Raw genomic sequence first — 26773 nt, forward strand, 5'->3', positions numbered from 1 at the left:
AACGCCCGGTCACATTCCGAACCCGGAAGCTAAGACTCTCAGCGCCGATGGTACTGCAAGGGGGACCTTGTGGGAGAGTAGGACACCGCCGGACTCAACTTAGCAACATCGAGAAAGCCACCCTTCGGGGTGGCTTTCTTGCGTTAACGGCTACCTTTCTTCTTCTTGCTGAGCGTGGCCGAATGGTCCGGAACCTGGTGGTTCTCCTCGCGAGGGGGACGATCGTAGTCGGATGCCGGCGGCCGCGGCGGGAACTTGACCACGGGAGGCTCCCTGTGTTCGTAGGGCACCGCAGAGAGCAGGTGGTTGATCATGTTGAGCCGGGAGGCGCGCTTGTCCTCGCTCTCGACGACCCACCAGGGGGCCTCCGGGATGTCGGTGTGCACAAAGAGTTCGTCCTTGGCCTTGGAGTAGTCCGCCCACTTGGTGATCGAGAGCACGTCGGTCTCCGACAGCTTCCAGCGGCGCATCGGGTCGTTCTGCCGCGAGCGGAACCGCCGCTCCTGCTCGAGGTCGGAGACCGAGAACCAGTACTTGAGCAGGATGATGCCGTCTTCGACCAGCATCCGCTCGAACAGGGGCGCCTGGTGCAGGAAGCGGCGGTGCTGGTCGGCAGTGCAGTAGCCCATTACGTGTTCGACGCCCGCGCGGTTGTACCAGGACCGGTCCATCAGCACGATCTCGCCCTTCGCGGGCAGGTGCTCGATGAAGCGCTGGAAGTACCACTGGCCTCTCTCACGCTCCGTCGGCATCGGAAGCGCGACGGTGCGGGCGATGCGGGGGTTGAGGTATTCGGTGACCCGCTTGATCGCGGACCCCTTGCCGGCGGCATCCCGGCCCTCGAAGATCACGACCACGCGGGCGCCGGTCTCCAGCACCCACTGCTGCATGACGACAAGCTCCGATTGAAGGCGGCGGAGTTCGCTGCGATAGGCGGTCTTGTTGACCCGCTTCACTTTTTCGGGCTTCTCGATTGTCATTAGATGACCCCTCGTCGATGTTGGCTCAGCGTAGCGCGCGGCGCAGGAGTCTAGAGTTGTCAGCGTGACCGACAACACCGCAACAGACGACTCGGACGAGACGGATGCCCTGCTCTCCCGCGTGCGCGTGATCGAGGACCAGCCGCTCGAGACCCGCGCCGCCGCCTTCGGCCAGGTGCACGATGCCCTGCAGTCGCGGCTCGAGGGCGGCGACTCGCGCTCGCATGGTTAAGCGGCGGGTCTCGCGGCAGGGCGAGTCCGGTGGCTGAATCCGGATGGGCCGCCCAGGGCAGGATGCCGGACGGCGCTGGCGAATCCGGCCCCGGCGCGGGCCAGACCGATCTGCGTCTCGATGCCGCCCTCGCCGGGCGCGGTCTCGCCCGCTCCCGCACCCACGCCTCCCAGCTCATCACCGAGGGGCTCGTCACAGTCGACGGGCGCCCGGTCGTCAAGGCGTCCGTGAGGGTGCGCGAGGGTCAGGTCATCGAGGTCGCCGGTGCCGACCACTACGTCAGCCGTGCCGCCCACAAGCTGAACGCCGCGCTCGACGCGTTCCCGGTCCGTATCGAGGGGCGTGTGGCGCTCGACATCGGCGCGTCCACCGGCGGATTCAGCCAGGTGCTGCTCGAGCGGGGCGCCACCCGCGTGATCGCGCTCGATGTCGGACACGACCAGCTCGCCCCCGCCATTGCCGGCGACGAACGGGTGACCGTGATCGAGGGGTTCAACGCCCGGTTCATGACAGGTGAGAACCTCGCGGCCGCTGCCGGCGGCCCGGTCGCGCCGGAGATCGTCGTCGCGGACCTCTCGTTCATTTCGCTGCCGACCGTGCTGCCGGCCATCGTCGGCACCGCCGGCCTCGGCGTGAGCTACGTGCTGCTCGTGAAACCCCAGTTCGAGGTCGGCCGCACCGGCATCCGCGAGGGGATCGTGCGCCAGGCGCCGCTGCGCACCGACGCCGTGAACGGGGTGCTCTGGGCCGCGTGGGATCTGGGGCTTCCGACCGCCGGGGTCGTGTCGTCCCCGATCGCCGGGGCGAGCGGCAACCGGGAGTATCTGGTCTGGTTGGATGTGGCGGCCGGTCGCAGTCCGGCAGAATGGTCAGACGCGGTTACCGCTCTGACGGAAGCCAACTGACAACGTGAGGACCTGAGACGTGCCACAGCGCCACATCCTGGTCGTCGCCCATACCGGCCGCCCCGAATCGCTCAAGGCCGCGGTCATCGTCGGCCGCCAGCTCGTCGACGCCGGCGTGATACCGGTCACCCCGCGCGAGGAGCACGGTGACATCGTCGGCCATGCCCCCGACCTCGTCGGCATCCGGGTGCTCGGCGAGGACGTGCAGCTCGGCGACCTCGAACTCGTCATCGTGCTCGGCGGCGACGGCACCATCCTTCGCGCCGCCGAACTCGTCCGCGGGTCGGCGGTCGCCCTGCTCGGCGTCAACCTCGGGCACGTGGGCTTCCTCGCCGAATCCGAGCGCGACGACCTCACCTCCACGGTGCAGCGCGCCCTCGCCCGGGACTACCTGGTCGAGGAGCGGATGACCCTCTCCGTGCGGGTCAAGGTCGACGAGGAGGTCGTCTACGAGACCTGGGCGCTCAACGAGGCGACGGTCGAGAAGGCCAGCCGGGAGCGGATGCTCGAGGTCGTCATCGAGGTCGACGGTCGGCCGCTGTCGTCGTTCGGCTGCGACGGCGTCGTCATGTCGACCCCGACCGGGTCGACCGCCTACGCGTTCTCCGCCGGTGGGCCGATCGTGTGGCCCAGCCTTGACGCGATGCTGCTCGTGCCCCTGAGCCCCCACGCCCTCTTCGCCCGCCCGCTCGTCGTCGGACCGAACTCGGTCTTCGCCGTCGAGGTGCTCTCGAGGACCCAGGGGATCGGCGTGCTCTGGTGCGACAGCCGCCGCACCCACGACCTCGCCCGCGGCGCCCGGGTCGTCGTGCGACGCTCGCCCCAGCCGGTTCGCCTCGCCCGCCTGCATCCGGGCCCGTTCACCGACCGCCTGGTGCGCAAGTTCGCCCTGCCAACGAGCGGATGGCGCGGACCGCACGACGCGCCCGACGAGGGCGGCCAGGCGGGCGTCACACCGTGATCGAGGAGATCTCGATCCGCAACCTCGGCGTCATCGGTGACGCCGTGCTGCCGCTCGGCGCCGGGCTCACCGTGCTCACCGGCGAGACCGGAGCCGGCAAGACGATGGTGGTCACCGCCCTCGGGCTGCTCCTCGGCGCCAGGTCGGATGCCCAGTCCATCAGGTCGGGAGCCGGCCAGGCGGTCGTCGAGGGACGTTGGAGTGTCTCCCCGACCGGCCCCGTCGCCGAGCGTGTGCGGGACGCCGGGGGAGAGGTCGAGGACGGCGAGCTGATCCTCGGCCGTTCCGTGTCGCCGGAAGGGCGCAGCCGTGCCGTCGTCGGCGGACGATCCGCCCCGGTGAGCGTGCTGACCGAGATCGGGCAGCAGCTCGTGGTGGTGCACGGCCAGTCCGACCAGTTGCGGCTGCGCTCCGCGACCGCGCAGCGCGAGGCCCTCGACCGCTTCGCCGGCGACGACCTCGCCCAGGTGTTGGCCGACTACACCCGAACCTTCACGCGCTGGCAGGCGGCACAGGCCGAGCTCGACGCCCTCGAGGCCGAGCGCGACCGCCGAGCCAGGGAGGCCGACGGCCTTCGCATCGCGATCGCGGAGATCGACGAGGTGGCCCCGCAGGCCGGGGAAGACGCTGAGCTCGCCGAACGGGCCGAACGCCTCGCCAATGTCGAAGACTTGCGCCTCGCGGCCGCCCACGCTCACGAGCAGGTCTCCTCCGAGGAGATCGGCGAACCCGCCGACGTCATCGGTCTGCTCGAATCCGCCCGCCGGCAGCTGGACCGGGTCTCCGGGCACGACCCCGCACTGACCCCGATCGTGGCCGCCCTCAAGGAGGCCTCCTACCTCGTCGTCGACATTTCTGGACAGCTCGCCGCCTACCTGGGAGACCTCGACACCGACAGCGGGCGCGAGCTCGACGCGGTGCAGGAGCGGCGTGCGCAGCTGGGCACACTCCTGCGCAAGTACGGCCCCGACCTCGACGACGTGATCGGCTACCTCGACACCGGCGGCCGGCGCCTCCTCGAGCTCGACACCGACGCGGACCGCATCGGAGGGCTCCGCGACCAGGTCGAGCTCGACGGTGTCGAGGTCGTGGCCCGTGCCGCCCGGCTCAGCGAGGTGCGTGTGGCGGCCGCCACCGGGCTGTCCGAGCAGGTCACCGCCGAGCTCTCGGCGCTCGCCATGGCCAACGCGCGGCTCAGCATCGAGGTCACCGATCGGGCCGAATACACCCCGACAGGCAAGGACCAGGTCGCCTTCCTGCTGCAGCCGCATTCCGGCGCCGAGCCCCGGCCGCTCGGCCGCGGAGCATCCGGCGGCGAACTGTCCCGGGTGATGCTCGCGATCGAGGTCGTCATCGCGAGCACCGACCCCGTCGCGACCTTCGTGTTCGACGAGGTGGATGCCGGCGTCGGCGGCGCCGCGGCGATCGAGATCGGCCGCCGGCTCGCGAGCCTCGCCCGGACCTCCCAGGTGATCGTCGTCACCCACCTCGCCCAGGTCGCCGCGTTCGCGACCAACCACCTGCGCGTCGCGAAGGACGAGGCCGGGTCGGTCACGGCATCCAGCGTCGAACGCCTCGACGGTGAGGAACGCACCGCCGAGATGGCCCGGCTGCTGTCCGGGCTGCAGGACAGCGGAAGCGGGCTCGCCCACGCGAGGGAGCTGCTCGAGACGGCCAAGAGCATCGCGAGCTGATTTACCTCGCGGTTTCGCCGATTTCGCTCCCGGCTGCTGATAGGTTTGAACCCCGTGGTGAACATTCAAAACGCGGGTACGACCAAGCACATCTTTGTAACGGGCGGTGTCGTATCCTCCCTGGGCAAGGGACTGACGGCGGCAAGCCTCGGCAACCTTCTCACGGCGCGCGGCGTGCGCGTGGTCATGCAGAAGCTGGATCCCTATCTCAACGTGGATCCCGGCACGATGAATCCCTTCCAGCACGGTGAGGTCTTCGTGACCGACGACGGCGCCGAGACCGACCTGGACATCGGCCACTACGAGCGGTTTCTCGACATCGATCTCAACCAGGCCGCCAACGTGACGACCGGGCAGATCTACTCGACCGTGATCGCGCGCGAGCGCCGCGGCGAGTACCTCGGCGACACCGTGCAGGTCATCCCGCACATCACCGACGAGATCAAGCGCCGGATGCGCTTGCAGGCGGCGTCCGACCCCCGGCCCGACGTCATCATCACCGAGATCGGCGGAACCGTCGGCGACATCGAGTCGCAGCCGTTCATCGAGGCGGCCCGGCAGGTGCGCCACGAGCTCGGCCGCACCAACGTGTTCTTCGTGCACGTCTCGCTCGTGCCCTACCTCGGCGCCTCCGGTGAGCAGAAGACCAAGCCGACGCAGCACTCGGTCGCCGCGCTGCGCTCGATCGGAATCCAGCCCGATGCCCTCGTGCTGCGCTCCGACCGCCCCGTCTCCGAGTCGAACAAGCGCAAGATCGCGCTCATGTGCGACGTCGACGAGCGGGCCGTCGTCAACGCCATCGACGTGGCGAGCATCTACGAGATCCCGCGGATGCTGCACGACCAGGGCCTCGACGCGTACATCATCGACCACTTCGGGCTTCAGACCGGCGACGTCGACTGGTCCGGCTGGAGCGAGCTGCTCAGCGCGGTGCGCGACCCCAAGCACGAGGTCACGGTCGGACTCGTCGGCAAGTACATCGACCTGCCCGACGCGTACCTCTCGGTGACCGAGGCGCTGCGCGCCGGCGGCTTCGCACACAACACCAAGGTCAACCTGCGCTGGGTGGCCTCCGACGAGTGCGAGACCGCGGAGGGCGCGCTGCGCCAACTCGGCGACCTGGACGCGATCTGCGTTCCCGGCGGGTTCGGTATCCGCGGTATCGAGGGCAAGCTCGGCGCCCTGAAGTTCGCCCGCGACAACCAACTGCCCACGCTCGGGCTGTGCCTGGGGCTACAGTGCATGGTCATCGAGTACGCCCGCAACGAGGCCGGACTGGCGGGGGCCTCGTCGTCGGAGTTCGACCCGGACACCACCTACCCGGTCGTCGCGACGATGGCGGAGCAGGTCGAGATCATCGCCGACGGCGACCTCGGCGGCACCATGCGCCTCGGACTGTACCCCGCCACCCTCGCCGAGGGGTCGATCGTCGCGGAACTGTACGGGGCGACCGAGGTCTCCGAGCGTCATCGCCACCGCTACGAGGTCAACAACGTGTATCGCGAGCAGATCGCGGCCGCCGGCCTGCGATTCTCCGGAACCTCGCCCGACGGCCAGCTCGTCGAGTTCACCGAGCTCCCGCGCGAGGTGCACCCCTTCTACGTCGGAACGCAGGCGCACCCCGAGCTGCGGTCACGGCCCGACCGCGCGCATCCGCTGTTCAGCGGCCTGATCGCGGCAGCGCTGGACCGGCAGAAGTCGAGCAGGCTGTTCGAGGTGGCGGAAGCCGAAGTTGCCTGACCCCGAGGGCCTGCGCGACGACCCGGCACCGCAGACGATCACCGCGAGCGAGACGGTGTTCACCGGGGCGGTCTGGGACCTGCGCCGGGAGAGCTTCGACTACTCCGGCACGTCGATCACCCGCGAGTACGTCGACCACCCCGGCGCTGTCGCGATCCTCGCGCTGGACGACGACGGGCGGGTGCTGCTGATCAAGCAGTATCGGCACCCGATCGCCGCGCGAGACTGGGAGCTGCCGGCCGGCCTGCTCGACGAGGCCGGTGAGGCGCCGGTGGACGGCGCGATCCGCGAACTCGCCGAGGAGGCCGACCTCCAGGCCACCCGGTGGGACCTGCTTGCCGAGTTCTTCAGCTCCCCGGGTGGCAGCAACGAGTCCATCCGCATCTTCCTCGCGCGCGGCCTCTCGGGCACCCCGCATCCGTTCGCCAGGTTCGACGAGGAGGCCGAGATGGAGACCCGCTGGGTCGACCTCGACGAGGTGGTCGAGGCCGTGCTGGCCCGCTCCGTGACCAACTCGATCCTCGGGTACGCGGTGCTCGCCGCCGCCGCCTCCCGCGCCCGCGGCTGGGACACCCTCGGCGACCCGCGCTCGGCGTGGCCGTGGCACCCGAAGCTCGGACAACCGGCGACGCCGTGACCTCCCCGGCGCCGGTGGTGCGCACGCCGCTCGATCGTGCCGTCGACCACTACCTGCGCCACGTCTCGATCGAGCGCGGGCTGTCGAAGAACACGGTCGCCGCGTACCGCCGCGACCTCGCCGCCTACCTCGAGTTGCTCGGCCGCCGCGGCATCCATACCCCGGAGGCGATCGGCGCCGCCGAGGTCGCGGCGTTCGCGATGGACCTGAGATCCCGGCCGGACGGTGCGCTCGCGGCGTCGTCCGTGGCGCGGATGCTGTCGTCGGTGCGCGGATTCCACCGGTTCCTGCTCGAGGAGTCGGTCGTCGCCGAGGACGTCTCGGTCGATGCCAAGCCGCCGAAGCTCGCGTCCCGGCTGCCCAAGGCGATCACGATCGAGCAGATGGCGGCCGTGCTCGAGGCGGCATCCGGCGACGACCCGCTCGCGCTGCGCGACCGGGCCCTGCTCGAGACGCTCTACGCGACGGGCGCGCGCGTCTCGGAGGCCGTGGACCTCAACGTCGACGACGTCATCGACGGCGACATCGTGCGGCTGCTCGGCAAGGGCAACACGCAGCGGATCGTGCCGCTCGGCAGCTATGCGCGCGCCGCGCTGGACGCGTACCTCGTGCGCGCCCGGCCTCTGTTCTCGGCGCGCGGTGCGGCGACCCCGGCACTTTTCCTCGGGATCCGCGGCGGGCGGGTGTCGCGGCAGAACGCGTGGCTCATCATCAGGGCGAGGGCGGAGCAGGCGAAGCTGGGCAGCGAGATTTCGCCCCACACGTTCCGCCACTCCTTCGCCACACACCTGTTGGCGGGCGGGGCGGATGTGCGGGTGGTGCAGGAGCTGCTCGGACACTCCTCGGTCGCGACGACGCAGATCTACACGCATGTGACCGCCGACACGCTGCGAGACATGTACACGACGGCGCACCCCCGAGCCCGCTGACTGGGCTTTCATTATTCAGGAGTATCGGGCCCGGCTGACTTTCATTATTCAGGAGGGTGGCCGGGACCCGGCTTTCATAATTCAGGAGGCTGACGGCCGAACAGCGGCATTCGGGGCAGCATCCGTCACTCTGGCCACTCCAGCCCCGCCTCGGAGCACTGCGCCCGTGCCCACTCCTGAATAATGAGGCTCGATCTTCGCCCAACTCCTGAATGATGACCAGACCACCGCCGCCCCACTCCTGAATAATGAAAGCGCGCGAGCGCCCACCCGGTCGAGCCCGTGCCGAAGGTGACATGGTTCACAAGGGGCCTACGGGCAGACGAGCGGGGTGCCCTCGATGATGATCTCCTGGCCGCTCAGGCCGTCGCACTGCTGGAGCACCTCGGTCGTCAGCGTGAAGAAGGCGATGCCGCCCACAATTCCGATGATGGAGAGGATCACGAACAGTGCGAAGCCGACGATGATGGCCGCGACTGCGAGCGGGTTCTTGGCACCGGCCTTCTTCGAGGTGCGGAGCGCGACGATTCCGACGATTGCTCCGACGATGTTCAGGAAGATCGCCAGGATGAGGGCGACGAGCCCCATCGTCTTGCCTGGGTAATCGCCGCTCGACGCGGGCGGTGCGAGGTACGGCGGTGGGCCTGGTGGGGGGATGCTCATCTGGTTCTCCTCTGGATGATGCCGGCGTGCCGGACGACCCGACACTCCGACGTTACTGGCGCCGGGGCGGCGAGCGGCGGAGCCACTCGTGTTTCGCCTCTACATCGGCGTGATTGGCATATTTCGAAACAGCGCGTATCTCCCCGGGTCGTCGGCGCGCCGCGGTTAGACTCGACACGGTCGGGCGCCGCCGACCTGCAGGTCGAGTAGTGAGGAATGTCGGGATGACAGCTAAGAAACGAGTCGACACCGCCGTGTTGGACGGCCTCGAGAAGCCCGTTGTCGGTCCGACCGGACGCCCGCTGCGCGTGTTCCCCGTGCCGGAGCGCCTGACCGGGCACGGCCCGGCGCGCATCATCGCGCTGTGCAACCAGAAGGGCGGCGTCGGCAAGACCACAACGGCCATCAACCTCGGCGCATCCCTCGCCCACTACGGCCGCAAGGTGCTCGCGGTGGACTTCGACCCACAGGGTGCCCTCTCGGCCGGCCTCGGCGTCTCGGCCCACGACGTGACCAACATCTACGACCTGCTGCTCGGCACCGTCAAAGACGCTCACGACGCCATCCAGCACACCTCCGTCGCCGGCCTCGACGTGATCCCCGCGAACATCGACCTGTCCGCCGCCGAGGTGCACCTCGTCAACGAGGTCGCCCGCGAGCAGATCCTCGCCCGCGTGCTGCGCCAGGTCATCGACGAGTACGACGTGATCCTCGTCGACTGCCAGCCCTCGCTCGGCATCCTCACGGTCAACGCCCTCACCGCGGCTCACGGCGTGCTCATCCCGCTCGAGTGCGAGTTCTTCGCCCTGCGCGGTGTGGCGCTGCTCGTCGAGACGATCGACAAGGTCAAAGACCGCCTGAACCCGGCGCTGACGCTCGACGGCATCCTGCCCACGATGTTCGACTCGCGCACCCTGCACTCCCGCGAGGTGCTCGAGCGCGCGGTGGAGCGCTTCGAAGACCAGGTGTTCGACACCGTGATCGGCCGCACGGTGAAGTTCCCGGATGCGAGCGTCGCGGCGAGTCCCATCCTGCAGTTCGCTCCGGAACACCCCGCCTCGATGGCCTACCTGCAGTTCGCCAGAGAGCTGATCTCGCGTGGCGCTGTCGCTTAGCCCGGCGAAGCCTTCGGTCGACCCCACGGGAGCGCCAGCGGACGCCGGCGGATTCTCGGTGAGCCTGCGCAACTTCAACGGGCCGTTCGACCTGCTGCTCTCGCTCATCACCAAGCACGAGCTCGACATCACCGACATCTCGCTCAGCCAGGTCACCGACGAGTTCATCTCCTACCTGCGCACCCTCGACTCCGCCGAGGAGCTCGACCAGGCCACCGAGTTCCTCGTCGTCGCCGCGACCCTGCTCGACCTGAAGGTCGTCGGGCTGCTGCCGCAGGGCGAGCTGGTGGATGCCGAGGACGTGGCGCTGCTCGAGGCGCGCGACCTGCTCTTCGCCCGGCTGTTGCAATACCGGGCGTTCAAGGAGGCCTCGTCCTGGTTCGCGACCGGGCTGGATGCCGAGGCGTCGCGGCAGTTCCGCTCGGTGCCGCTGGAGGAGAAGTACCGCAGGCAGACCCCCGAACTCGTCTGGACCCTCACCCCGGAGGACTTCGCGGCGATCGCAATGCTCGCCTTCGCGCCGCGCGAGCTGCCCTCTGTGGGGCTCGACCACCTGCACGCGCCGCTCGTCAGCATCCGGGAGCAGGCCGCATTCGTCGTCGCCATGCTACGCGGCGGCGAGCCGATGACCTTCCGCCAGCTCATCGCCGGCGCCGACCGCAAGGGCGTGATCGTGGCCCGGTTCCTCGCCGTGCTCGAGCTCTACCGCGGAGCGCTCATCGGATTCGACCAGCTCGAGCCGCTCGGCGAGCTCACGATCCGGTGGACGGCCGAGTCGTTCTCCGACGACAGCCTCGCGAATCTCGGGGCCGACTATGGCAACTGACGCGACCGCCGAGGACACGGCCGACGCCGCCACCCCGGCCCGCGTGCCGGTCGACGTGGAGCGCGGCCTCGAGGCGATCCTGATGATCGCCGACGAGCCGCAGTCCATCGTGCGCCTCGCGACCGCGCTCGAGCGGCCCGTCGCCGAGGTGCGCGCTGCGATCGACCGCCTCGTCGCCGACTACGACGGTGTCGCCGGCACCGTGCGGCGCGGATTCGAGCTGCGCGAGGTCGGCGGAGGCTGGCGCTTCTACGTGCGCGGCGAGTTCGACTCCGTCGTGCGCGACTTCTCCCTCGCCCAGAGCCCGACCCGGCTCACCCAGGCGGCCCTCGAGACCCTCGCGGTGATCGCCTACAAGCAGCCGATCAGCCGCGGCGCGATCGCCTCGATCCGGGCCGTGAACGTCGACTCGGTCGTGCGCACCCTGCTCGGCCGCGGCCTCGTCACCGAGGCGTTCGCCGACCCCGAGACCGGCGCGATCCACTACGCCACCACCGACCTGCTCCTCACCCAACTCGGCATCAACTCGCTCGACGAGCTGCCGCACATCTCCCCGCTCCTCGCGGACGGCTCGAACGGATTCGACGATGCCCGATAGAAACATGCCCGAGAGCAACACCCCTGACCACAGCAAGAGCGCGGATGCGGCAGACGACGGCATCCGGCTGCAGAAGCTCATGGCCGCCGCGGGCGTCGCCTCCCGCCGCGTCTCGGAGGACCTCATCTCCGCCGGCCGCGTCGAGGTCAACGGCGAGGTCGTCACCGAGCTCGGGCGCCGCGTGCAGGAGAGCGACCTCGTCTCGGTCGACGGCGTCGCGATCCAGCTCGACACCTCCCGCCGCTACCTCATGCTCAACAAGCCCACCGGCATCGTCTCCTCGCTGCAGGACGACCGCGGTCGCCCCGACCTGTCGCAGTTCGTCTCCCGCTATGAGGAGCGCCTGTTCAACGTGGGCCGGCTCGACGCGCAGACCTCCGGCCTGCTCATCCTCACCAACGACGGGGAGCTCGCGCACGTGCTCGCCCACCCCTCCTTCGGCGTGCTCAAGACCTACATCGCCTGGGTCGAGGGCCGGGTGACACCGGCGACGATCTCCAAGCTCACCGCCGGCATCGACCTCGAAGACGGCCCCATCGCCGCCGACAAGGCACGCATCCTCGACCAGGCGTCCGGCGGGCGGGAGACGATCGTCGAGATCACCCTGCACTCGGGCCGCAACCGCATCGTGCGGCGGATGCTGGAGGAGGTCGGCCATCCCGTCGTCGACCTCGTCCGCCGCCAGTTCGGCCCGCTGCACCTCGGCACCCTGCAGATCGGCGAGATCCGCGACCTGACCAAGGCCGAGGTCGGACAGCTGCTCACCATCTCGCGCACCGCGACGGCGACGACCGGGGCGGATGCGGCCGGCGCCGCGGCCGGCGACGCGAGCACCGACTCGTGACCGAGTCCATGCTGCTGACCGACTCGCGGCTCGTCGGTCCCGTGCGCGTGGTCGGCTCGGGCCTCCTCGGCACCAGCATCGGCCTCGGCCTGCGTGCCAAGGGCATCGACGTGATCCTCGACGACGCCTCCCCGGCGAACCTGAGCCTCGCGGTCGACTACGGCGCCGGCCGCCCGGCCGAGCCCGGCGACTCCCCGCAGCTCATCGTCGTGTGCGTGCCGCCGGATGTGACCGGCCGGGTCGTCGCCGCCGAGCTCGCCGCGTTCCCCGACGCCATCGTCACCGACGTCGCGAGCGTCAAGGTGCAGCCGCTCGAGGAGCTGCGCGCCGCCGGGGCCGACCTCGCCCGCTACATCGGCTCGCATCCGCTCGCCGGCCGCGAACGCGGGGGAGCCGTCGCCGGACGCGCCGATCTATTCCTCGGCCGCCCCTGGGTCGTCACCGGACACGACGATATCTCCTACCGCGAGGGATCGGCGATCGACGACCTCATCCTCGACCTCGGCGCCGTGCCCGTCGAGCTGAGCCCCGAAGAGCACGACCGCGCCGTCGCGCTCGTCTCGCACGTGCCCCAGCTCATCGCGACGCTGCTCGCGAAACGGCTGCTCGGCGCCGCGCACTCCTCGGTCGGCCTCGCCGGCCAGGGGCTGCGCGACACCACGAGGATCGCCGCGAGCGAACCCGAGCTGTGGGTGCAGATCCTCGGAGCCAACGCCCCCGCGATCACCCCGATCCTGCGCGCCTACCGCGACGACCTCGACGCGGTGCTCGCCGCCCTCGAGCATCCGACCGCGCCCGGCGCCCGCCGCGCCCTCGCCGAGGCCATCGCCGCCGGCAACGCGGGGGTCGCCGCGATTCCCGGCAAGCACGGGCAGGACCGCCGGTACAGCCAGATCGTTGTCATGGTCGACGACCGCCCGGGCGAGCTAGCCCGGCTGCTCACCGAGATCGGAGCCTCAGGAGTGAACATGGAAGACCTCAGGCTGGAACACTCGCCCGGCGCCCAGATCGGCCTCGCCGAGATCTCGGTGCTGCCCGAGGTCGAGCAGCAGCTCACCGACGAACTCGAATCGCGCGGCTGGCGCATTGCGGGGGCCTCGCTGTGAGCGGCATCGTCGTCGCGCTCGACGGGCCAGCCGGCAGCGGCAAGTCGAGCGTGAGCCGGGCCACGGCCCGCCGCCTCGGCTTCGGCTACCAGGACACCGGCGCCGCCTACCGCGCCCTCGCCTGGAGCGCCCTCGACCGCGGCATCGACCCCAGCGACGCGGCGGCGGTCATCGCGTCGCTGCCCGGCTTCGACTACCGGATCAGCACCGACCCCGACCACACGGTCGTGCAGGTGGGCGGCGCCGACGTCACCGAGGCGATCCGCGAGCCACGGGTGAGCGCCGTGGTCAGCCAGGTCGCCCGCATCCCCGAGGTGCGCGAGTACCTCGTGGAGCTGTTCCGCAGTGTCATCCGGGAGAGCTCCCGGCCCGGGATCGTGACCGAGGGGCGCGACATCACCACGGTCGTCGCACCCGACGCCGACGTGCGAATTCTGCTGACAGCCAGTGAAGAAGCTAGAATGGCGAGGCGTTCGCGAGAAGTTACCGGACAATCCGCCGAGGTCACCGCCCAGCAACTCAGTTCGCGGGACGCCCAGGACTCTCGGGTCGTTGACTTCATGAACGCCGCCGACGGTGTGACCACCGTCGATTCAACCCACCTCGACTTCGACCAGACCGTCACCGCGGTCGTCGATCTCGTCACGAGCGTGTGGGCTGAGTAGCCCGCCACGCGGGCGCACCGAACCTAAGAGGACTAACTAATGGCCGACCACGACAACGCCGACCGGGACAACTATCCCGAGATGGACGAACAGCTCGCCAAGCGCATCGCGGCGATCGACGAGGCCGAGGCCCTGCAGCGCGCCAACACCTTGCGCGCCGGCCTCGACGACTACGACCTCGAGGCCGAAGACCTCGACATGCTCGAGAGCGTCGGCGCCGACCCCGACGCGATCACCTACCTCCCCGCGCTGCCGGTGCTCGCCGTCGTCGGCCGCCCGAATGTCGGCAAGTCGGCGCTCATCAACCGCATCCTCGGCCGCCGCGAGGCCGTCGTTCAGGACACCCCCGGCGTCACCCGCGACCGCGTGACCTACCGCGCCGAGTGGGTCGACCGCAGCTTCACCCTCGTCGACACCGGCGGCTGGGAGCCCGACGCCCGTGGCATCAACGCCTCCGTCGCCGCGCAGGCCGAGGTGGCCGTCGACCTCGCCGACGCCGTGCTGTTCGTCGTCGACGCGATGGTCGGCGCAACCTCCACCGACGAGCATGTCGTGCGGATGCTGCGCGCCTCGAACAAACCCGTCATCCTCGTCGCCAACAAGGTCGACGACGCCCGCCAGGAGCCGGAGGCCGCCGTTCTCTGGAGCCTCGGCCTCGGCGAGCCATGGCCCGTCTCCGCATTGCACGGCAGGGGAGTGGCCGACCTGCTCGACCACGTGCTCACCGTGCTGCCGGAGATCTCCGCTGTTGCCAAGCAGGAGGTCGGCGGGCCCCGTCGCGTCGCGATCCTCGGCCGCCCCAACGTCGGCAAGTCGAGCCTGCTCAACAAGGCGGTCGGCGAGGAGCGGGTCGTCGTCAACGAGATGGCCGGCACCACGCGCGATCCGGTCGACGAGCAGGTCGAGATCGCCGGCAAGGTGTGGCGCTTCATTGACACCGCCGGCATCCGCCGTCGCATGAACCTCGCCCAGGGCGCCGACTTCTACGCGTCCCTGCGCACGAGCGCTGCGCTCGAGAAGGCCGAGGTGGCGATCGTCGTCCTCGACGTGAGCGAAGTGATCAGCGAGCAGGATGTGCGCATCATCGACCTCGTGCTCGAATCCGGCCGTGCCCTCGTGCTCGCCTTCAACAAGTGGGACCTGCTCGACGACGACCGCCGCCGCTACCTCGAGCGGGAGATCGAGCAGGACCTCGCGCACGTCGCGTGGGCCCCGCGCGTCAACATCTCCGCGCGCACCGGACGGCACCTCGAGAAGCTCGTTCCTGCCCTCGAGCTCGCCCTGCAGTCGTGGGACACCCGCATCCCGACCGGAAAGTTCAACGCGCTCGTCGCCGAGCTCGCCGCCGAGCACCCGCACCCCGTCCGCAGCGGCAAGCAGCCGCGCATCCTGTTCGGCACCCAGGCAGCGATCCGACCGCCGACCTTCGTGCTGTTCACCACGGGCTTCCTCGACCCCGGCTACCGCCGGTTCATCACGAGGCGCCTGCGCGAGATCTTCGGCTTCGAGGGAAGCCCGATCAACGTCAACATGCGTGTGCGCGAGAAGCGCAAGCGCACCTAGCGGTCGCCGGCGGGGGTCGCACGCTGAGCGTGTGGCCCCCGCTTGGGGGAGTTTGCCGAAACCCCCCGTGACCTAACGTTGACTAAGGCCGAAACCCGAAATTTCGGCCGTTCCCCACCGGACACCCGAAGTTTCCGAGTGGTGGATAACACCGATGCGAACCCACCCGCTCGCATCGTCCAGCCTTACCCGAGGACGCCCACTATGAGTCCCACGTCGTCCACCCTCTGGATCCGTGTTGCGATCGCCGCGACTCTTGTCGCCTGGCTCGCCTACCTGATCCCCTCCTTCGTCGTTCCGCTGGTGGCGACCGGTGCTGCGACATCCGATTCGATCTCGTATCTCATCGTGATGACGTTCTTCGCCTTCGCCCTGGTCATGTACCTGCTCGCGCGGCAGTCGGCGCTCCGCCGTCACGGCCGCCGGCGTGCCCCAGCCCGGCTCGAGAGCCACTTCGCCACCACCGAGGGGTCGATGACGGTGCTCGTGCCGCCCTACACCGAGGAGGTGGCGGACGTGCGCGCGAGCGTCTGGGGTGCAGCCCTTCAGGAGTACCCCGCGCTGCGGGTCGTGCTGCTGCTCGATGACCCGCCCCGTCCGCTCGAGGCCGATGTCGCGCTGCGGCTGGAGGGGTCGCGCACCATCACCGACCGTGTTGCGCTGGTGCTCGCCGAACCGAGCCGCAGATTCCGCGACGAACTCCTGGCCTGCGAGATCCGCCTCGCGGAGTCGAGTGTCATCGCGCCCGAGGCTGTGCGCGACCTCGCCGAGAGTTACCGCTTCGCCATCAAGCGCCTTTCCGCGGAGGCAGCCGAGGAACGGGCCGCGGGCGCTGGCGCCGTCGCGAAGGTGCTCGACGACACCGCCCACGAGCTCTCCCGGGTGACCCACTCGCTCCTTGTAGCGATCGCCGACGAGCGTCGTGTGCCGCCCGCCGAGCGGATGCTGGAGCTGCACCAGCGGCTTGCCTGGACCTTCTCCGCCGACCTGAACACCTTCGAGCTCGACTTCCGGCGCACCAAGTCGAGGCAGCCGCAGACCTAACCGTTGGCACGGGGTGGCAAGGTGAACGTGGAGCCCTGCGCGACCCGGTAAGCTTGCTCTTCGGTACGGTTTACTCGTACTGGTAACGGGCTGTAGCGCAGCTTGGTAGCGCACCTGACTGGGGGTCAGGGGGTCGCAGGTTCAAATCCTGTCAGCCCGACCAAATGTCCCGGAAACTCAAGGGTTTCCGGGACTTTTGAGTTCCGCGACACGATTGGGTGGACACCACTAAGACAAGATCCGATTTCAAACGCCATCCCCGCGGCGCTCACAAGGCATCCAAATCGAGGATCGGGAGCAGCTCGTCGAGGGCTGCGATCGCGGTGAAGTCGGGGGCTTCCAGGCCGAGGTCGTGGACGTAGGCCGGGAGCTGGGTGTCGTCCTGATGCCCGAGCATTGCGCGGGTTGCCGCGCGGCCGCCGGTCTCGTGGTGGTAGACGGCGGTGGCCGCGGAGCGCCGGGCCATGTGCGGCGTGAACTCCAGCTTGCTGAACTCGGTCACGGCGACGCCGAGGTCGTCGAGCAGGTTCGTCGCGTAGCCGAACGAACGCCGGAGGTTCGAGTCCTGCCACGGCGTGCCGTTGCGGGTGCCGAACAGGAGCGTTTCCGGGGTGCGGGCTGGCCGCTTGCCTTCGCGCTCGAGCTCGGCGATAGCCGCGAGCCGGTCACGGATCGCTTTCACAGCGGCAGCGGGCAGCGCCACAGTGCGAGCACGGCCAGTCTTCGTTTCCGGCTGACGGTGCACGGACCCGTCGCGGAGGACAATGGTCCCGTCGACGATGAGGAACGGCCGCTCAGCGTTCGCGCTGTCAATGCACAGGTTCCGCATGACGAGCGCGGCTGCTTCGCCGGGCCTAAGGGCGGCGCCGGTCATCACCTCGAGAAGCTGCACGGGCTGGCCGTCGGGACGCGGGCCGGATTTACCAAGACGCTCGACGTGCCAGTGATGGAGCGCCTTCCTTAGCCGGTCGACCTGCTCGGCTGTGAGGTACCGGACGGGCTTCTCGGCGCTGCCCGCCTTCGCTGGCCGCGGGGCGTTCGGGACGATGATTTTCGGATCGAGGACTGTCAGGCCCAAACGGTTTGACAGCCGCAGGATCTCGCGGAGGATGATCGTCGTTTCTTTTGCCTCGCTGAGCCGGCCGCTATCTACGACGCTCTTGATGACTCGGTCGATCGGGACAGCTGTGAGCTCGCGTATACGTAGGTCAGAGATCTGCGGACGGACTGTGCGGCGCACCACGTCGCGCTTCCTCTTGATCGTCTGAGGCCGTCGGTTGCCGGGGTCTTGCGTGAGGTGCTCGAGGTACGCGTCGATGAGGAGGCCAACTTTCGAATTCGGGGTGAGCGCGCCGGCGGAGGTGGCGTACCCTTCGCCTCGGTCCGCAACCTTTTTCAGGAGCGCCGCCTTGGCCTTATCTTCGGTTGTGCCGCGCGCGCGGATGGAGATGCTGCGGCCGGTACCAGGGTCTCGATAGCGCGTGAATGCCTCGAAAGTCGGCGAGACGGCTGGCTGGCGTTTCGTGAGACTGACCGCCAGACGGGCCATCGCTTCCGGGTGCTCCCGCATCCAATCGATCACCAAGGCAGGCGCCTGCACGCGCGAGAACGGATCATCGCCCTCGGTGACCTTCGGGGCTATGGGGGTAATTGCGATCTTCCCCCATGCGCCGAGCGGTGTAGCTGGCTTTCCCATGATGCCTCCCTCGCGATCTTCGCACGTACCGCCGTCAGGCGGCGCGACCGTCGACCCAAGAATGCACGTCCGCTTCGATGAACCGCACGTGGCGCCCGAGCTTGTAGAACGTCGGCCCGGTCCTCTCACTCGTCCAGGTGTAAATCGTCTTCACCGGAACACCCAACAGCTCGGCGACCTGCGCGGGGCTGAGATAGACGCGCGGAGCGGCCGAATCAGGTGTGGGGCCGTAGGTGGAGGGCTTTGCCATGGGGTGCTTTCCGTACTCAGGGTTTCCGGAAACTTCCGGCTCCCCACACACATGCGCGGCACACGTCCCGTTTCGTCCAACTACACGCCCCAGTCGTCACGAGCAACGAGCCGCAGGCGATCCGCAACAGGCACAACATCGCTGTGGTCACGGATGGAAACTTCCCGCGCGAAGCCGGCGCAGCCCCCGTTCACTGTCGTCAGCCAGACCCTAATCTGCGCTCTCGTGCAGCCGGCAGCCAACATAACGTCCAGCACCGCCCCGAGCACCTGAAGACGTGCCCGATGTCGATTCGGGCTTGATTAATGCGGCGGGAGGTCATCCCCGGAATCGCCTGCTCTGAAGCCCTCATGCGCAGCAGCCGCCCTGTTGCAAGCTAAATGAGTCCTCCTTGGATGAAACTGCTTGCGAGCAAGCTCTTCAACAAGTCTCGATCCGTCTCCCAGCGCATGTCGAAGACGCGCCCCGACGGTGCCGTCTCGCCCTCGACGGTCGGCACGAATACGAGCGGCAACCCTTCCGCAGGCCAGGTGATGCTGGCTGCGAGTGTCTCGCCGCGGGCGTGCTTGAGGGTCGCTATTTCGCTGGAGCTCGCCGTCGCGTAGGACCATTTGCCGCACTTGATCGCCGCGTCGATAAGGCGGGCTTGCAGCTCTTCGCCGATGGCAATCGCCGCCGCCAACCTGAGGGTTGTCGGGTCGGCACCCTCAACGTCGACCGCGGAGTTTCTCCGGATGATGCTGCGGACGATGCCGGCCAGCCCTTCCCTAGGCATCGCCATCCAGAGTTCGCCGCCGGTCAGCTCCCCAGAAACCCAGAAGTGAGTCATGCGTCACGGGCAGCGAGCCGGAGCCGGTCGCCGACCGGGACGGCGTCGCCGTGGTCGCGGATCAGGACCTCTGGCGTGAAGCCAGCGAGATGCGCGTTGGGTGTGACTAGCCAGACCTTAATTTGTGCGCGGGTCCGGCCGGACGCGAGCAACGCGTCAAGGACATCGCCCAGGACAGCGAGCCGGGTGACCGTCCCATCTGTGGTCAAAGGGTTGCCGAGGGCTGCGTGCCTGGCGATCACTTTGTGCGTGCCGAGGACGAACGCCATCTGGTCGAGGCCGAGAAGCGCAGCGACCGTTGTCGGGTTGTGAGTAGATGTGGGTTCCATGCGATGGTCATGCGCGGCACTACGAGAAAAATGCGGAGCACGACCTAGACGTTAATCCCGAAGGAGAAGCCGTCCTCTGATCAAGTCCACATACTCGGCCTCGCGCTCCACGCAGATCACCCTCGCTGCTCCGGCGCGAGCCGCAGCGAACCCGAGAGCTCCTGACCCGCTGAAGAGATCAAGCACGACCGACCCGGGCCGCACCGTCAGTGCGCACAGCCAGTCAGCAAGCTGATTCGACTTTGCGGTTGGATGCGGCGCAGTCGCTGCCCGAGGCGTGTACTTCAGGGCGGTGAAGAATCTGCTCGGTTGGTCATCGGCCCGGCCAATCCGGTACTTGTGCCGGCCGTCGTCCTCATTCATCCGACGAACCACGCACGACTCCTCGCATTCTTGTTTGTCGCAAAATTGAGCGTGCTCGAGGATCAGATTGCCAGGGTAGCGGCCGGCGGCATGCGGAACATTCGTCGTCGCCGGTCGCTGGACCGACCATGACGCCGAGTCAGAAACACGACCCGGTACACGCGCTCGGTCTTCCGGCGGGCCGGTGACGCGCACAGCATCCAGATGCATCCCACCCGCCCCTCCGTTCGCGATAGCCTCGGCCAGGCTCTCGCCCGGTCCGAGGTTCTGGCAGACGGTGATGAGTTCATGGCGAGGTGCCAGGTGAGTGCCCCAGCCTGCGTACGAATCGGCGAGCTCCGCAGTCGCGCCGATTTTCCTCAACGCTCCATCGAGACTTCGAGCATGCGCGGCAAAACCGTGGGATTTGGCGAAAACGAGGGAGTCCAAGATTGCGAAGCCAGCGGCGTCGAGCGCGCTGGTCTGACGATGCGCGGTCCGCGGGTGCCCCATAGCTAGCAGAAGACTGCCCGTCTTGAGCGATGCTTTCACCATCGTCCAGAACGCCGGATCAAACGCGACCCCGCTCGCATCCCAATTGGTCGGGGCGTTACGACGGTGCTTGGTCAACCCGAGCCCGTAGGGGGCGTCACAGAGAGCTAAATCCACCGAGCTGGCGGCAAGGGTCGACACGAAATCACGCGCATCTGCATGGACAACCTCGACCCGGTCCTGCCATGCCCCCATGGACACAGGTTACTCGGAGCCACCATCGAAGGCCGGCGGCACAGAAGGCTTTTCGCGAAAGTGCCATCGCTTTCGTGTGGTGCCGCGCATGAAAGTTGCGACGCACCCGGAAACCGAGTGCCCTAATCAAGCTAGAAGAAAGCGAAACCGATGCCACCTGAATACGACGCCGGCGATACCGCCCGCCGAGCCCGCCCCTTCAACGCCCACTCAACCTATGGAATGGACCCGGCGGCGACGGCCTACTACAGGGTGGTGAGCGAAATCGACGGCGAATGGACCATCATCCCGTTGGCCCCGCTCATGCCGGCTCCTGAGATTGAGGTCCTCCGCGGATTCAAGCCTCACGGTGACGACACTGCTCTGAGGGCGCTGCTCGAGGCCAGCGACCCGGACTTCGATGCGACCGGTCTGACCACCGCGCAGCTCCAGTCGGTTGTCTCCGGGTGGGAGGCCGCATCTCGCGAACTGAGCGAGGAAGCAGCCCAGTTCCTTCGGGTGGTGTTCTTCGACTTCGACGGAAAGCTGAGGGCCGAACTGCTGGAGACGGGAATCGAGATGCCGTACTGCGACCTCGGCAGCTACCGGGCGGCCGTGTACACCTACCTCACCGACGCCGGCGGCCGTTCAGACGATGAAGCGGAGATGGAGGTCACGTTGTTCCTCGACCTCATCAAGGCGCACCACCGCGCCCACGACCCGAGCTCTGTACCCGCCAAGAAAATCATGAGCACCATCATCCGCGAGGCGTACTGGGTGGCATGATGGCTCCACGCTGGGCGGACGCCACGTGAAGACCTCACTTGGCGTCCTCCCAGCGCTTATGCCTGGGCCCCAATCGACCACCGCCCGTACTTGATCTCCTGAGGTGACATGTGTCTAAGTTTCCACGCACGATTGGTCGTCCTCTCGACCCGCAAGCGGCTCGCGCTCGCTCTCACCAGATCACCGCGCTCACCGATCCGGTCAAGCTTCGGCTGCTCAGCCTGATGGCAGCGCCACCCGAGCCGCCACACTCCCCAAATTGGCTGGCTGACGCACTAGTCTTACCCGACATTGAGGTCACCGGGGCGCTTGTCGATCCGGCTGCCGTGGGCCTCCTGACGCCGGACCTTCGCGGGCAGTATCAATTGACCGCGGATGCCTGGGTGCGATTCGGTCGCCTACTGTCTTCGTCTGGACCAAGCGAGTCAGAATCGAGCGAGGTGCCCGCGCCCGCCCAATCCCGTGCCGTTCCTCCCGTGATCTCCCGCATCGTCGACGATCTGTCGTACCGGTTCAGCTCAACGTTCTCGCGGGAGACCGTGGCTCGCTACGTGAGTGGTGGCAGAGTTCGAATCCGACCTCATCCGCGCCAGAACACGAGAGGGAATGCAAGTGGCCAAAGCCAAAGGCCACCTACGCGGCAAGCAACCGAAACTGTCGACAGCCCAGCAACGTCACCTGATGGAAGTGCACCGGGCAGGGACGCATTCCACTGCCGAACTCGCCGAGTTGTTCAACGTCGCCCGCTCCACTGTCTACCGAACCGTTCAATGATCTGTCGCAAACTGAAAAACACATTTGCCAGCTCCCGTTGCCGGACCGAGAAACCGTGCAACGGGACAGCCAAAGCTACAGATCTCGGTCCATGAAATCCGATAGCTGATCCTGCCGACTACCGTTTCACATGGGAACCCTGAGCGACGCGACACTTCTGACCTTGGTGGCGTGTGGCAGCATGTGCAGATGTCCAGCTTTAGAATTGTGGAGTCACGGGACTTAGGGCGCGCTGCCCTTGTTGGCCTCTATGCGAGTGTGGGATGGTCCGCTTACGCGAGCGACCCGGACTCCCTTGTGAGGGCGATCAAGCAATCGTCTTACGTCGCGTCAGCCGCGGATTCCGCAGCGAACCTGGTGGGTGTGGTCCGGGCTATATCTGACGATGTTTCGATTTGCTACATTCAGGATCTCCTCGTGCACCCGGCTCATCAGCGAGCTGGTGTCGGCAGAGCTTTAGTGGATCGAGTCTTGGAACGGTATGCCCACGTGCAACAGAGGGTGCTCATCACTGATGACGAACCCGGGCAGCGTGCGTTCTACGAATCGATCGGCTTCGTCGAAGCACGTGACTTCGAGCCAGCGTCACTGCGCGCGTTCGTGCAAATTACAAACAAATAGGCCGAATCAGGTCGTCACAAGCGGGACCTCTATGAACGCAGATTCGGCGCCAACTCGCCAAGGTTCCGCAATCTTGGGGGAGTGGCACTTGGGAATCTTCACCGGGAGGACTCACTATTTCGAGCGGGGATCCTTTGCTGCACGCACCTGAGCGGCCGGTCCGAATGGCAGGATTCCGATCCGCACGTGAGCGCCAACTACGACTTCGCGTCGCCTTCGGAGTGTTTCGTGCGCCGGCCGCCGACTCGAGATCACTATTGGCCAGCTGCGTCCGTCTGGAGTCAGTGGCCCAGAGGGATTAGCCCTGTGGCTTGACGTCCTGCCAATCGGTCTGCGGGCGACCCTCCCTGGCCGCCTCCGCATTTCTGGCGGCATGCTCCCAGAACTCGTGCATATTGCGTCCATCGTGGGCTCCGATCGACATCGTGAGGTTTATGCGCCGGGTGAACTCGTTCAGGATGTCGAGGCCATCTGGTCGGAGCACGGGCTGCTGATCGAATACCCAATGGTAGAGGTCCAGCATCGACTGTCCATAGGCGTCGACGACGGCGAGAAGGTGGATGCCCTCGGCGTGATTCTCGATGAACTTGCGAGCCGGGGCGGTCCAGACGTTCTCCACCGAAAGTAGCTCTTCGCTGACGAGCCACACGGTCAGGGTCCCGGTGTCGCCGCTTTTAACCGCGAGGGTCCCGGTCATCTTGAATGGCGCGTGGCCTACGTGGAGGAGGTAGTTTCGGAAGCGACGCAGGAACGTCGACTCGGGCATCTCGTAGACGATCGAGTTCTTCGACTCGAAGCCCGTAGAAAACTTCGTGTCGGGAAAGTTCTCTGGGACGTGTCGGCGGGTGTGATCAACGAGTGACATGGCTCCGGCTAATGCATTGTGGAGAGCCTTGTCGAGACCGCGAAAGTAGGCGGTCCGCACGGTGGGGGCTCGAACATTCTGGAACAACTCCATCTGCAACTGTTCGTCAGTCTCTGCCGCCGCGAGAAGGGCCCGTAGCTCCGACATGTTGTCGGTGTAGATGTCGAACGATCGCCAGAGAGCGGTCCACGCTTGGTGGACCAGATATTCGGGATGCTCATTGCGGTCTGAGATCAGACGCTCACGTTGTGTCCGCGCCTCCTCGGCCGACATCGCCTCGTAGTCCTCGTGGTAAAAGTCGAACCCGTCCATCAGGCCACCCTATGGTGCCAGTTTGCCGATGGAAACGAAAGCGGGCGGAAGTCCCGCCAAGGCCATTGGTCGGGAAAATGTACACCAGGAGACATTACGCCAGACTGCTGCCAGTAAGACGAAACCTGACCGCGACTTGTTAGGGCCCTGAGTACAGTGGCTGAGTATGGCTGACATTGGAGTTTTCGCCCGCACCACAAGCAACGTGCCGAGAGCGTGGTTCCTGGGCGGGACGTTGTTCCTCGCATCGATCGTGATCGTGGTCTCCCAACCCGCGATCGCAGTGGTTCCTGGCGGAGGCACCCTCAGCACAGTCCTGTTTTCCGCTGCCCTGCTCATCTTCGCCTTCGGCATTCGTCGGGCCGGCAGCATCACCGCCCGCCGCCCCCTTGGAACCGCAGCGCTGACAGTGCTCGCCGTGTGGTTGCTGCTGGATCTGGCGCTGGCCGGCGTCGTGGCCTCGTCAATTTCGTCCGACACGGCGCCGACCGCCGTCCTGGCATTCGCCTATGTCAACGTGTTCGTCCAGTTCCTTTTGGCACTCGTCGCCGTCATGCAAATAGGCCGCCTCGGCGTCGTGCCGTCCCCGTGGAATTGGGCACCCGCCTGGGCGCTGGCCGCGGTATCCGCATCCTGGTTGTTGACACAAGTCCTCGGCGCACTCGGGACGACACAGGGCGCGATCGGCTTAAGCAACGCCCTGATGAGCCTGGAGAGTCTCACCCGAACTGGTGGCACCGTGCTGATCGCAGTCTTGGCCATCGTGCTTGCTGACCGCATGAACCGTCCACAGCCCACCGCAGATACGAGCATCTCCGAGAAATAGGGCGGTACCGGTAGCCAAACGCTGACCAACTCAGTTCAAGGCATCGAGCGAGGAAGCCCGGCAGTTTTGTCCAGGGAGAATGGGTGTATGCCGGAAGAATTCGAGTGGGTGCCCGACATCGGGCGGGGTGAGTGGCTTCGTCCTCTGGAAGCTGAGCCGTTTGGCAGCATCCTGTCAATTGTTCCTCGCGGTTTCGAGGCGTACGCGCGGGTGTTTCATCCTGTCGATCGCGATCGCCCGCGCGATCCGAAGACCTGGCAGGGTGTCGATGCCGCGACGTACTTCGATGCTGTCGATGACATCGAGGCGTCGCTTGAGAGGGAGCGCAGCACGTGGGCACAAGCTGCGGCATCGTTCCGCACAACCATGCACGCCGAGGCACAATACGCGCGGCTGGTGCGGCGAGACTATGGCAATGCCGACGGCGCGATCGGGGCAGACTGTTGGCGCTACGGAGACACGTTTGAGGGTCGTTTTGATGCAGCCTCGTTGACGACGGCATCCACGGTACTCTCCCGTCACACCACGACTCCGGATGCGGGTATCGCCGCGATCTGGGAGGGGTGGGGCGGTCTCGTGAGTTCGGCAGGGGTTGCACACTTCGGGGCCGAATCGAGCGACGAAGCGTCCGCCCGCAACACCGAAGAGGATGCAGCGCACATCGCTGATCCGACGCTTCGGGAACGACTTTTCACGGCAGCCCGGCAGGGGATCGCCGGGGCGCGTTCCGTCATCGACGCTCTTCCTGGCCGTGCCCGCCCCACGCCGGAACCAGGCTCAGGCGTGCTCACTCGTGAAGCCGCAGCCGGGCCACGTTTCGAACTACACGGAGGCACTGGACGGCACTACGTTCTGTTCGAGACCGGCGCTAACACCTTCGCGGATGCTGCTTGGCCCGGTCGTGCGCCATGGGTCGACGACGTCAGGTGGGCGCAATCGCCAAGCATCCTGTGGCCTGACGATCATTCCTGGGTGCTCGCCACAGAAATCGACTTTGACTCGACGCTCGTTGCCGGGACGACGACGCTCATCCGTGAGCTCGTGCAGACTCCCGGTCTCGAGGTCCTCCCGATCCGAACCGACGCCGACCTGACGTGGGATGGCGACGTGCTCAATCGCCCCGAGTAACGGCGCAGCCCGGAGTGCTGCGCCGAACGCCGCCCGCAAACGGGACGATCAGCGGACACGAAATTCGATCCTTGAGGAGTGGCCAATTGTCGGGGTGTGAGCCGCAGAGATAAGTGGCCCGATTCTGGCGCCGCTTAGTGGCCGATGAGCAGTGCTTGGCGGGCGGCGTCGACGACTTCCGGGGTGAGCCTGTCGAGCTTTTTGAGCTTCTGGATTCGTTCGATCTGCGTGACGAGTCGGTCGACTCACCACTGCGCGGGCGATAGCGTTGTCACGTGCGCGGCGCCAATCTCGGATCACAACTGCCCGCCCTCATCTTTCGCGAATGGGGTCTGCGGGTCGATGCTGTGGAGCTCCTTAGCGGGGGCATGAATTCGCAAACGGCGGCAGTCACTACTCCGCACGCACGGCTCATCGCCAAGTGGGTGCGCGCTGCGGGCCGCGCGGACCTCATTCGGGGCGTTCACACCGCACAAGTGATGAAGGACCGCGGAATCCGAGCGGGCGCTGCGGCCCTCACACTTCACGGTGCCCTCACCGTCCCCTTCCTCGGTGGAGAGATAGCGCTGCTTGAGGACGTGCCGGGCCGCCCGCTGTCGACGTCGACCGAAGATCAGTCCGACTGGGGAGCCACTCTTGCGGCTGTGCACGTCGCTCAGCCGCACTCGCACTCCCCCGGGTTTTACTCTTGGCTAGACGATATGAGTACGGCGCTTACCTCTTGAGGCTGGGGCCCCCGTTCGAGTAGACGTGGGTTACCAGCCTGCGGAGGTTGGCCTATCCACAG

At 67.2% G+C, this 26773-nt stretch carries 28 protein-coding genes, 1 tRNA gene, 1 rRNA gene and 1 pseudogene; 23 read left to right on the forward strand and 8 right to left on the reverse strand.

Annotated elements, in window-relative coordinates; translation table 11 throughout:
• A 5S ribosomal RNA gene (rrf, locus tag ABIB15_RS14435) occupies window positions 1-94 on the forward strand; the annotation flags it as partial.
• Between the two features lie 49 nt (window positions 95-143).
• On the opposite strand, the gene ppk2 is transcribed toward rrf, so the two are convergent.
• Window positions 144-980, reverse strand: coding sequence for a polyphosphate kinase 2 (gene ppk2 / locus ABIB15_RS14440; RefSeq protein ID WP_354480121.1), 837 nt, complete (start codon window positions 978-980; stop codon window positions 144-146).
• Window positions 981-1044: 64 nt separating this feature from the next.
• On the opposite strand from ppk2, the gene ABIB15_RS14445 reads away from it, so the two are divergent.
• The 7 genes from ABIB15_RS14445 (at window position 1045) to xerD (ending at window position 8078) form a co-directional block, all read left to right on the forward strand.
• The gene (locus ABIB15_RS14445) at window positions 1045-1212 is read left to right on the forward strand and encodes a hypothetical protein (protein ID WP_354480124.1); all 168 of its coding nucleotides are present in this window, start codon (window positions 1045-1047) and stop codon (window positions 1210-1212) included.
• Window positions 1213-1274: 62 nt separating this feature from the next.
• Window positions 1275-2117 carry a TlyA family RNA methyltransferase gene (locus tag ABIB15_RS14450; protein ID WP_354480175.1) on the forward strand — a complete coding sequence of 281 codons (843 nt, stop codon included), beginning with the start codon at window positions 1275-1277 and terminating at the stop codon, window positions 2115-2117.
• 19 nt (window positions 2118-2136) lie between these two features.
• Entirely contained in the window at window positions 2137-3078 is a 942-nt protein-coding gene (locus tag ABIB15_RS14455; RefSeq protein WP_354480127.1) for an NAD kinase, read from the forward strand.
• On the forward strand, window positions 3075-4772 hold the full coding sequence (recN, locus tag ABIB15_RS14460) for a DNA repair protein RecN (protein ID WP_354480130.1): 1698 nt from the start codon (window positions 3075-3077) through the stop codon (window positions 4770-4772). Before ABIB15_RS14455 ends, recN begins: the two co-directional genes overlap by 4 nt.
• 63 nt (window positions 4773-4835) lie before the next feature.
• The gene (gene pyrG, locus ABIB15_RS14465) at window positions 4836-6512 is read left to right on the forward strand and encodes a CTP synthase (protein WP_502908990.1); all 1677 of its coding nucleotides are present in this window, start codon (window positions 4836-4838) and stop codon (window positions 6510-6512) included.
• On the forward strand, window positions 6505-7149 hold the full coding sequence (locus ABIB15_RS14470) for an NUDIX domain-containing protein (RefSeq protein ID WP_354480135.1): 645 nt from the start codon (window positions 6505-6507) through the stop codon (window positions 7147-7149). The genes pyrG and ABIB15_RS14470 overlap by 8 nt, the downstream gene beginning before the upstream one ends.
• Complete coding sequence (gene xerD, locus ABIB15_RS14475) at window positions 7113-8078, forward strand: site-specific tyrosine recombinase XerD (protein ID WP_502908989.1); 966 nt, start codon at window positions 7113-7115, stop codon at window positions 8076-8078. The genes ABIB15_RS14470 and xerD overlap by 37 nt, the downstream gene beginning before the upstream one ends.
• Window positions 8079-8390: 312 nt before the next feature.
• On the opposite strand, the gene ABIB15_RS14480 is transcribed toward xerD, so the two are convergent.
• The gene (locus ABIB15_RS14480; RefSeq protein ID WP_354480138.1) at window positions 8391-8741 is read right to left on the reverse strand and encodes a DUF4190 domain-containing protein; all 351 of its coding nucleotides are present in this window, start codon (window positions 8739-8741) and stop codon (window positions 8391-8393) included.
• Window positions 8742-8965: 224 nt separating this feature from the next.
• Between ABIB15_RS14480 and ABIB15_RS14485 the strand changes: the two genes are divergently transcribed.
• The 9 genes from ABIB15_RS14485 (at window position 8966) to ABIB15_RS14525 (ending at window position 16665) form a co-directional block, all read left to right on the forward strand.
• The gene (locus ABIB15_RS14485; protein WP_354480141.1) at window positions 8966-9856 is read left to right on the forward strand and encodes a ParA family protein; all 891 of its coding nucleotides are present in this window, start codon (window positions 8966-8968) and stop codon (window positions 9854-9856) included.
• On the forward strand, window positions 9846-10682 hold the full coding sequence (locus tag ABIB15_RS14490; RefSeq protein WP_354480180.1) for a segregation and condensation protein A: 837 nt from the start codon (window positions 9846-9848) through the stop codon (window positions 10680-10682). The genes ABIB15_RS14485 and ABIB15_RS14490 overlap by 11 nt, the downstream gene beginning before the upstream one ends.
• Complete coding sequence (gene scpB, locus ABIB15_RS14495; RefSeq protein WP_354480144.1) at window positions 10672-11280, forward strand: SMC-Scp complex subunit ScpB; 609 nt, start codon at window positions 10672-10674, stop codon at window positions 11278-11280. The genes ABIB15_RS14490 and scpB overlap by 11 nt, the downstream gene beginning before the upstream one ends.
• Before the next feature lie 4 nt (window positions 11281-11284).
• Complete coding sequence (locus ABIB15_RS14500; protein ID WP_354480182.1) at window positions 11285-12124, forward strand: pseudouridine synthase; 840 nt, start codon at window positions 11285-11287, stop codon at window positions 12122-12124.
• An 8-nt stretch (window positions 12125-12132) separates the two neighbouring features.
• The gene (locus tag ABIB15_RS14505) at window positions 12133-13230 is read left to right on the forward strand and encodes a prephenate dehydrogenase (RefSeq protein ID WP_354480185.1); all 1098 of its coding nucleotides are present in this window, start codon (window positions 12133-12135) and stop codon (window positions 13228-13230) included.
• The gene (cmk, locus tag ABIB15_RS14510; protein WP_354480147.1) at window positions 13227-13895 is read left to right on the forward strand and encodes a (d)CMP kinase; all 669 of its coding nucleotides are present in this window, start codon (window positions 13227-13229) and stop codon (window positions 13893-13895) included. Before ABIB15_RS14505 ends, cmk begins: the two co-directional genes overlap by 4 nt.
• Before the next feature lie 39 nt (window positions 13896-13934).
• Entirely contained in the window at window positions 13935-15458 is a 1524-nt protein-coding gene (gene der / locus ABIB15_RS14515) for a ribosome biogenesis GTPase Der (RefSeq protein ID WP_354480150.1), read from the forward strand.
• A 204-nt stretch (window positions 15459-15662) separates the two neighbouring features.
• The gene (locus ABIB15_RS14520) at window positions 15663-16502 is read left to right on the forward strand and encodes a hypothetical protein (RefSeq protein ID WP_354480152.1); all 840 of its coding nucleotides are present in this window, start codon (window positions 15663-15665) and stop codon (window positions 16500-16502) included.
• A gap of 86 nt (window positions 16503-16588) precedes the next feature.
• Window positions 16589-16665: transfer RNA gene (locus ABIB15_RS14525), tRNA-Pro, on the forward strand.
• Between the two features lie 105 nt (window positions 16666-16770).
• On the opposite strand, the gene ABIB15_RS14530 is transcribed toward ABIB15_RS14525, so the two are convergent.
• The 5 genes from ABIB15_RS14530 to ABIB15_RS14550 form a co-directional block, all read right to left on the reverse strand.
• Window positions 16771-18198: a tyrosine-type recombinase/integrase gene (locus ABIB15_RS14530; RefSeq protein WP_354480154.1), complete on the reverse strand. Its 1428-nt coding sequence runs from the start codon at window positions 18196-18198 to the stop codon at window positions 16771-16773.
• 34 nt (window positions 18199-18232) lie between these two features.
• Window positions 18233-18448, reverse strand: a complete 216-nt coding sequence (locus tag ABIB15_RS14535) for a helix-turn-helix transcriptional regulator (RefSeq protein ID WP_354480156.1) — start codon at window positions 18446-18448, stop codon at window positions 18233-18235.
• A gap of 376 nt (window positions 18449-18824) precedes the next feature.
• On the reverse strand, window positions 18825-19277 hold the full coding sequence (locus tag ABIB15_RS14540) for a hypothetical protein (protein ID WP_354480158.1): 453 nt from the start codon (window positions 19275-19277) through the stop codon (window positions 18825-18827).
• Window positions 19274-19606 (reverse strand): hypothetical protein, encoded by a 333-nt coding sequence (locus tag ABIB15_RS14545; RefSeq protein WP_354480160.1) that lies wholly within the window; start codon window positions 19604-19606, stop codon window positions 19274-19276. The genes ABIB15_RS14540 and ABIB15_RS14545 overlap by 4 nt, the downstream gene beginning before the upstream one ends.
• A 51-nt stretch (window positions 19607-19657) precedes the next feature.
• A complete protein-coding gene (locus tag ABIB15_RS14550; RefSeq protein ID WP_354480162.1) occupies window positions 19658-20695 on the reverse strand; it encodes a DNA methyltransferase in 1038 nt (345 codons plus the stop codon).
• Window positions 20696-20845: 150 nt separating this feature from the next.
• Between ABIB15_RS14550 and ABIB15_RS14555 the strand changes: the two genes are divergently transcribed.
• The 3 genes and pseudogenes from ABIB15_RS14555 to ABIB15_RS14565 all read left to right on the forward strand — a co-directional run bounded on the left by ABIB15_RS14555 (window position 20846) and on the right by ABIB15_RS14565 (window position 22855).
• A complete protein-coding gene (locus tag ABIB15_RS14555) occupies window positions 20846-21460 on the forward strand; it encodes a hypothetical protein (protein WP_354480163.1) in 615 nt (204 codons plus the stop codon).
• Window positions 21461-22015: 555 nt separating this feature from the next.
• Window positions 22016-22234 (forward strand): annotated as a pseudogene (locus ABIB15_RS14560) (helix-turn-helix domain-containing protein); the annotation flags it as partial.
• A 189-nt stretch (window positions 22235-22423) separates the two neighbouring features.
• Window positions 22424-22855, forward strand: a complete 432-nt coding sequence (locus tag ABIB15_RS14565) for a GNAT family N-acetyltransferase (protein WP_354480166.1) — start codon at window positions 22424-22426, stop codon at window positions 22853-22855.
• A gap of 298 nt (window positions 22856-23153) precedes the next feature.
• Here the strand turns inward: ABIB15_RS14565 and ABIB15_RS14570 are convergent, their stop codons facing one another.
• On the reverse strand, window positions 23154-24032 hold the full coding sequence (locus ABIB15_RS14570) for a hypothetical protein (RefSeq protein WP_354480169.1): 879 nt from the start codon (window positions 24030-24032) through the stop codon (window positions 23154-23156).
• Window positions 24033-24285: 253 nt separating this feature from the next.
• Between ABIB15_RS14570 and ABIB15_RS14575 the strand changes: the two genes are divergently transcribed.
• The 3 genes from ABIB15_RS14575 (at window position 24286) to ABIB15_RS14585 (ending at window position 26711) form a co-directional block, all read left to right on the forward strand.
• The gene (locus ABIB15_RS14575; protein ID WP_354480171.1) at window positions 24286-24858 is read left to right on the forward strand and encodes a hypothetical protein; all 573 of its coding nucleotides are present in this window, start codon (window positions 24286-24288) and stop codon (window positions 24856-24858) included.
• Between the two features lie 210 nt (window positions 24859-25068).
• The gene (locus tag ABIB15_RS14580; protein ID WP_354480173.1) at window positions 25069-25986 is read left to right on the forward strand and encodes a hypothetical protein; all 918 of its coding nucleotides are present in this window, start codon (window positions 25069-25071) and stop codon (window positions 25984-25986) included.
• A 347-nt stretch (window positions 25987-26333) separates the two neighbouring features.
• The gene (locus ABIB15_RS14585) at window positions 26334-26711 is read left to right on the forward strand and encodes a phosphotransferase (protein ID WP_354480188.1); all 378 of its coding nucleotides are present in this window, start codon (window positions 26334-26336) and stop codon (window positions 26709-26711) included.
• Window positions 26712-26773: the final 62 nt, after the last annotated feature.

The organism is Marisediminicola sp. UYEF4, assembly GCF_040546025.1.
Lineage (GTDB): Bacteria > Actinomycetota > Actinomycetes > Actinomycetales > Microbacteriaceae > Marisediminicola.

Bases quoted from the DNA above. Each gene is read 5' to 3' on its own strand.
- ppk2 (WP_354480121.1), bottom strand. From the start codon at position 980: ATGACAATCGAGAAGCCCGAAAAAGTGAAGCGGGTCAACAAGACCGCC.
- ABIB15_RS14450 (WP_354480175.1), top strand. From the start codon at position 1,275: ATGCCGGACGGCGCTGGCGAATCCGGCCCCGGCGCGGGCCAGACCGAT.
- ABIB15_RS14480 (WP_354480138.1), bottom strand. From the start codon at position 8,741: ATGAGCATCCCCCCACCAGGCCCACCGCCGTACCTCGCACCGCCCGCG.
- ABIB15_RS14485 (WP_354480141.1), top strand. From the start codon at position 8,966: ATGACAGCTAAGAAACGAGTCGACACCGCCGTGTTGGACGGCCTCGAG.
- scpB (WP_354480144.1), top strand. From the start codon at position 10,672: ATGGCAACTGACGCGACCGCCGAGGACACGGCCGACGCCGCCACCCCG.
- ABIB15_RS14500 (WP_354480182.1), top strand. From the start codon at position 11,285: ATGCCCGAGAGCAACACCCCTGACCACAGCAAGAGCGCGGATGCGGCA.
- ABIB15_RS14505 (WP_354480185.1), top strand. From the start codon at position 12,133: ATGCTGCTGACCGACTCGCGGCTCGTCGGTCCCGTGCGCGTGGTCGGC.
- der (WP_354480150.1), top strand. From the start codon at position 13,935: ATGGCCGACCACGACAACGCCGACCGGGACAACTATCCCGAGATGGAC.
- ABIB15_RS14520 (WP_354480152.1), top strand. From the start codon at position 15,663: ATGAGTCCCACGTCGTCCACCCTCTGGATCCGTGTTGCGATCGCCGCG.
- ABIB15_RS14530 (WP_354480154.1), bottom strand. From the start codon at position 18,198: ATGGGAAAGCCAGCTACACCGCTCGGCGCATGGGGGAAGATCGCAATT.
- ABIB15_RS14535 (WP_354480156.1), bottom strand. From the start codon at position 18,448: ATGGCAAAGCCCTCCACCTACGGCCCCACACCTGATTCGGCCGCTCCG.
- ABIB15_RS14540 (WP_354480158.1), bottom strand. From the start codon at position 19,277: ATGACTCACTTCTGGGTTTCTGGGGAGCTGACCGGCGGCGAACTCTGG.
- ABIB15_RS14545 (WP_354480160.1), bottom strand. From the start codon at position 19,606: ATGGAACCCACATCTACTCACAACCCGACAACGGTCGCTGCGCTTCTC.
- ABIB15_RS14550 (WP_354480162.1), bottom strand. From the start codon at position 20,695: ATGGGGGCATGGCAGGACCGGGTCGAGGTTGTCCATGCAGATGCGCGT.
- ABIB15_RS14555 (WP_354480163.1), top strand. From the start codon at position 20,846: ATGCCACCTGAATACGACGCCGGCGATACCGCCCGCCGAGCCCGCCCC.
- ABIB15_RS14565 (WP_354480166.1), top strand. From the start codon at position 22,424: ATGTCCAGCTTTAGAATTGTGGAGTCACGGGACTTAGGGCGCGCTGCC.
- ABIB15_RS14570 (WP_354480169.1), bottom strand. From the start codon at position 24,032: ATGGACGGGTTCGACTTTTACCACGAGGACTACGAGGCGATGTCGGCC.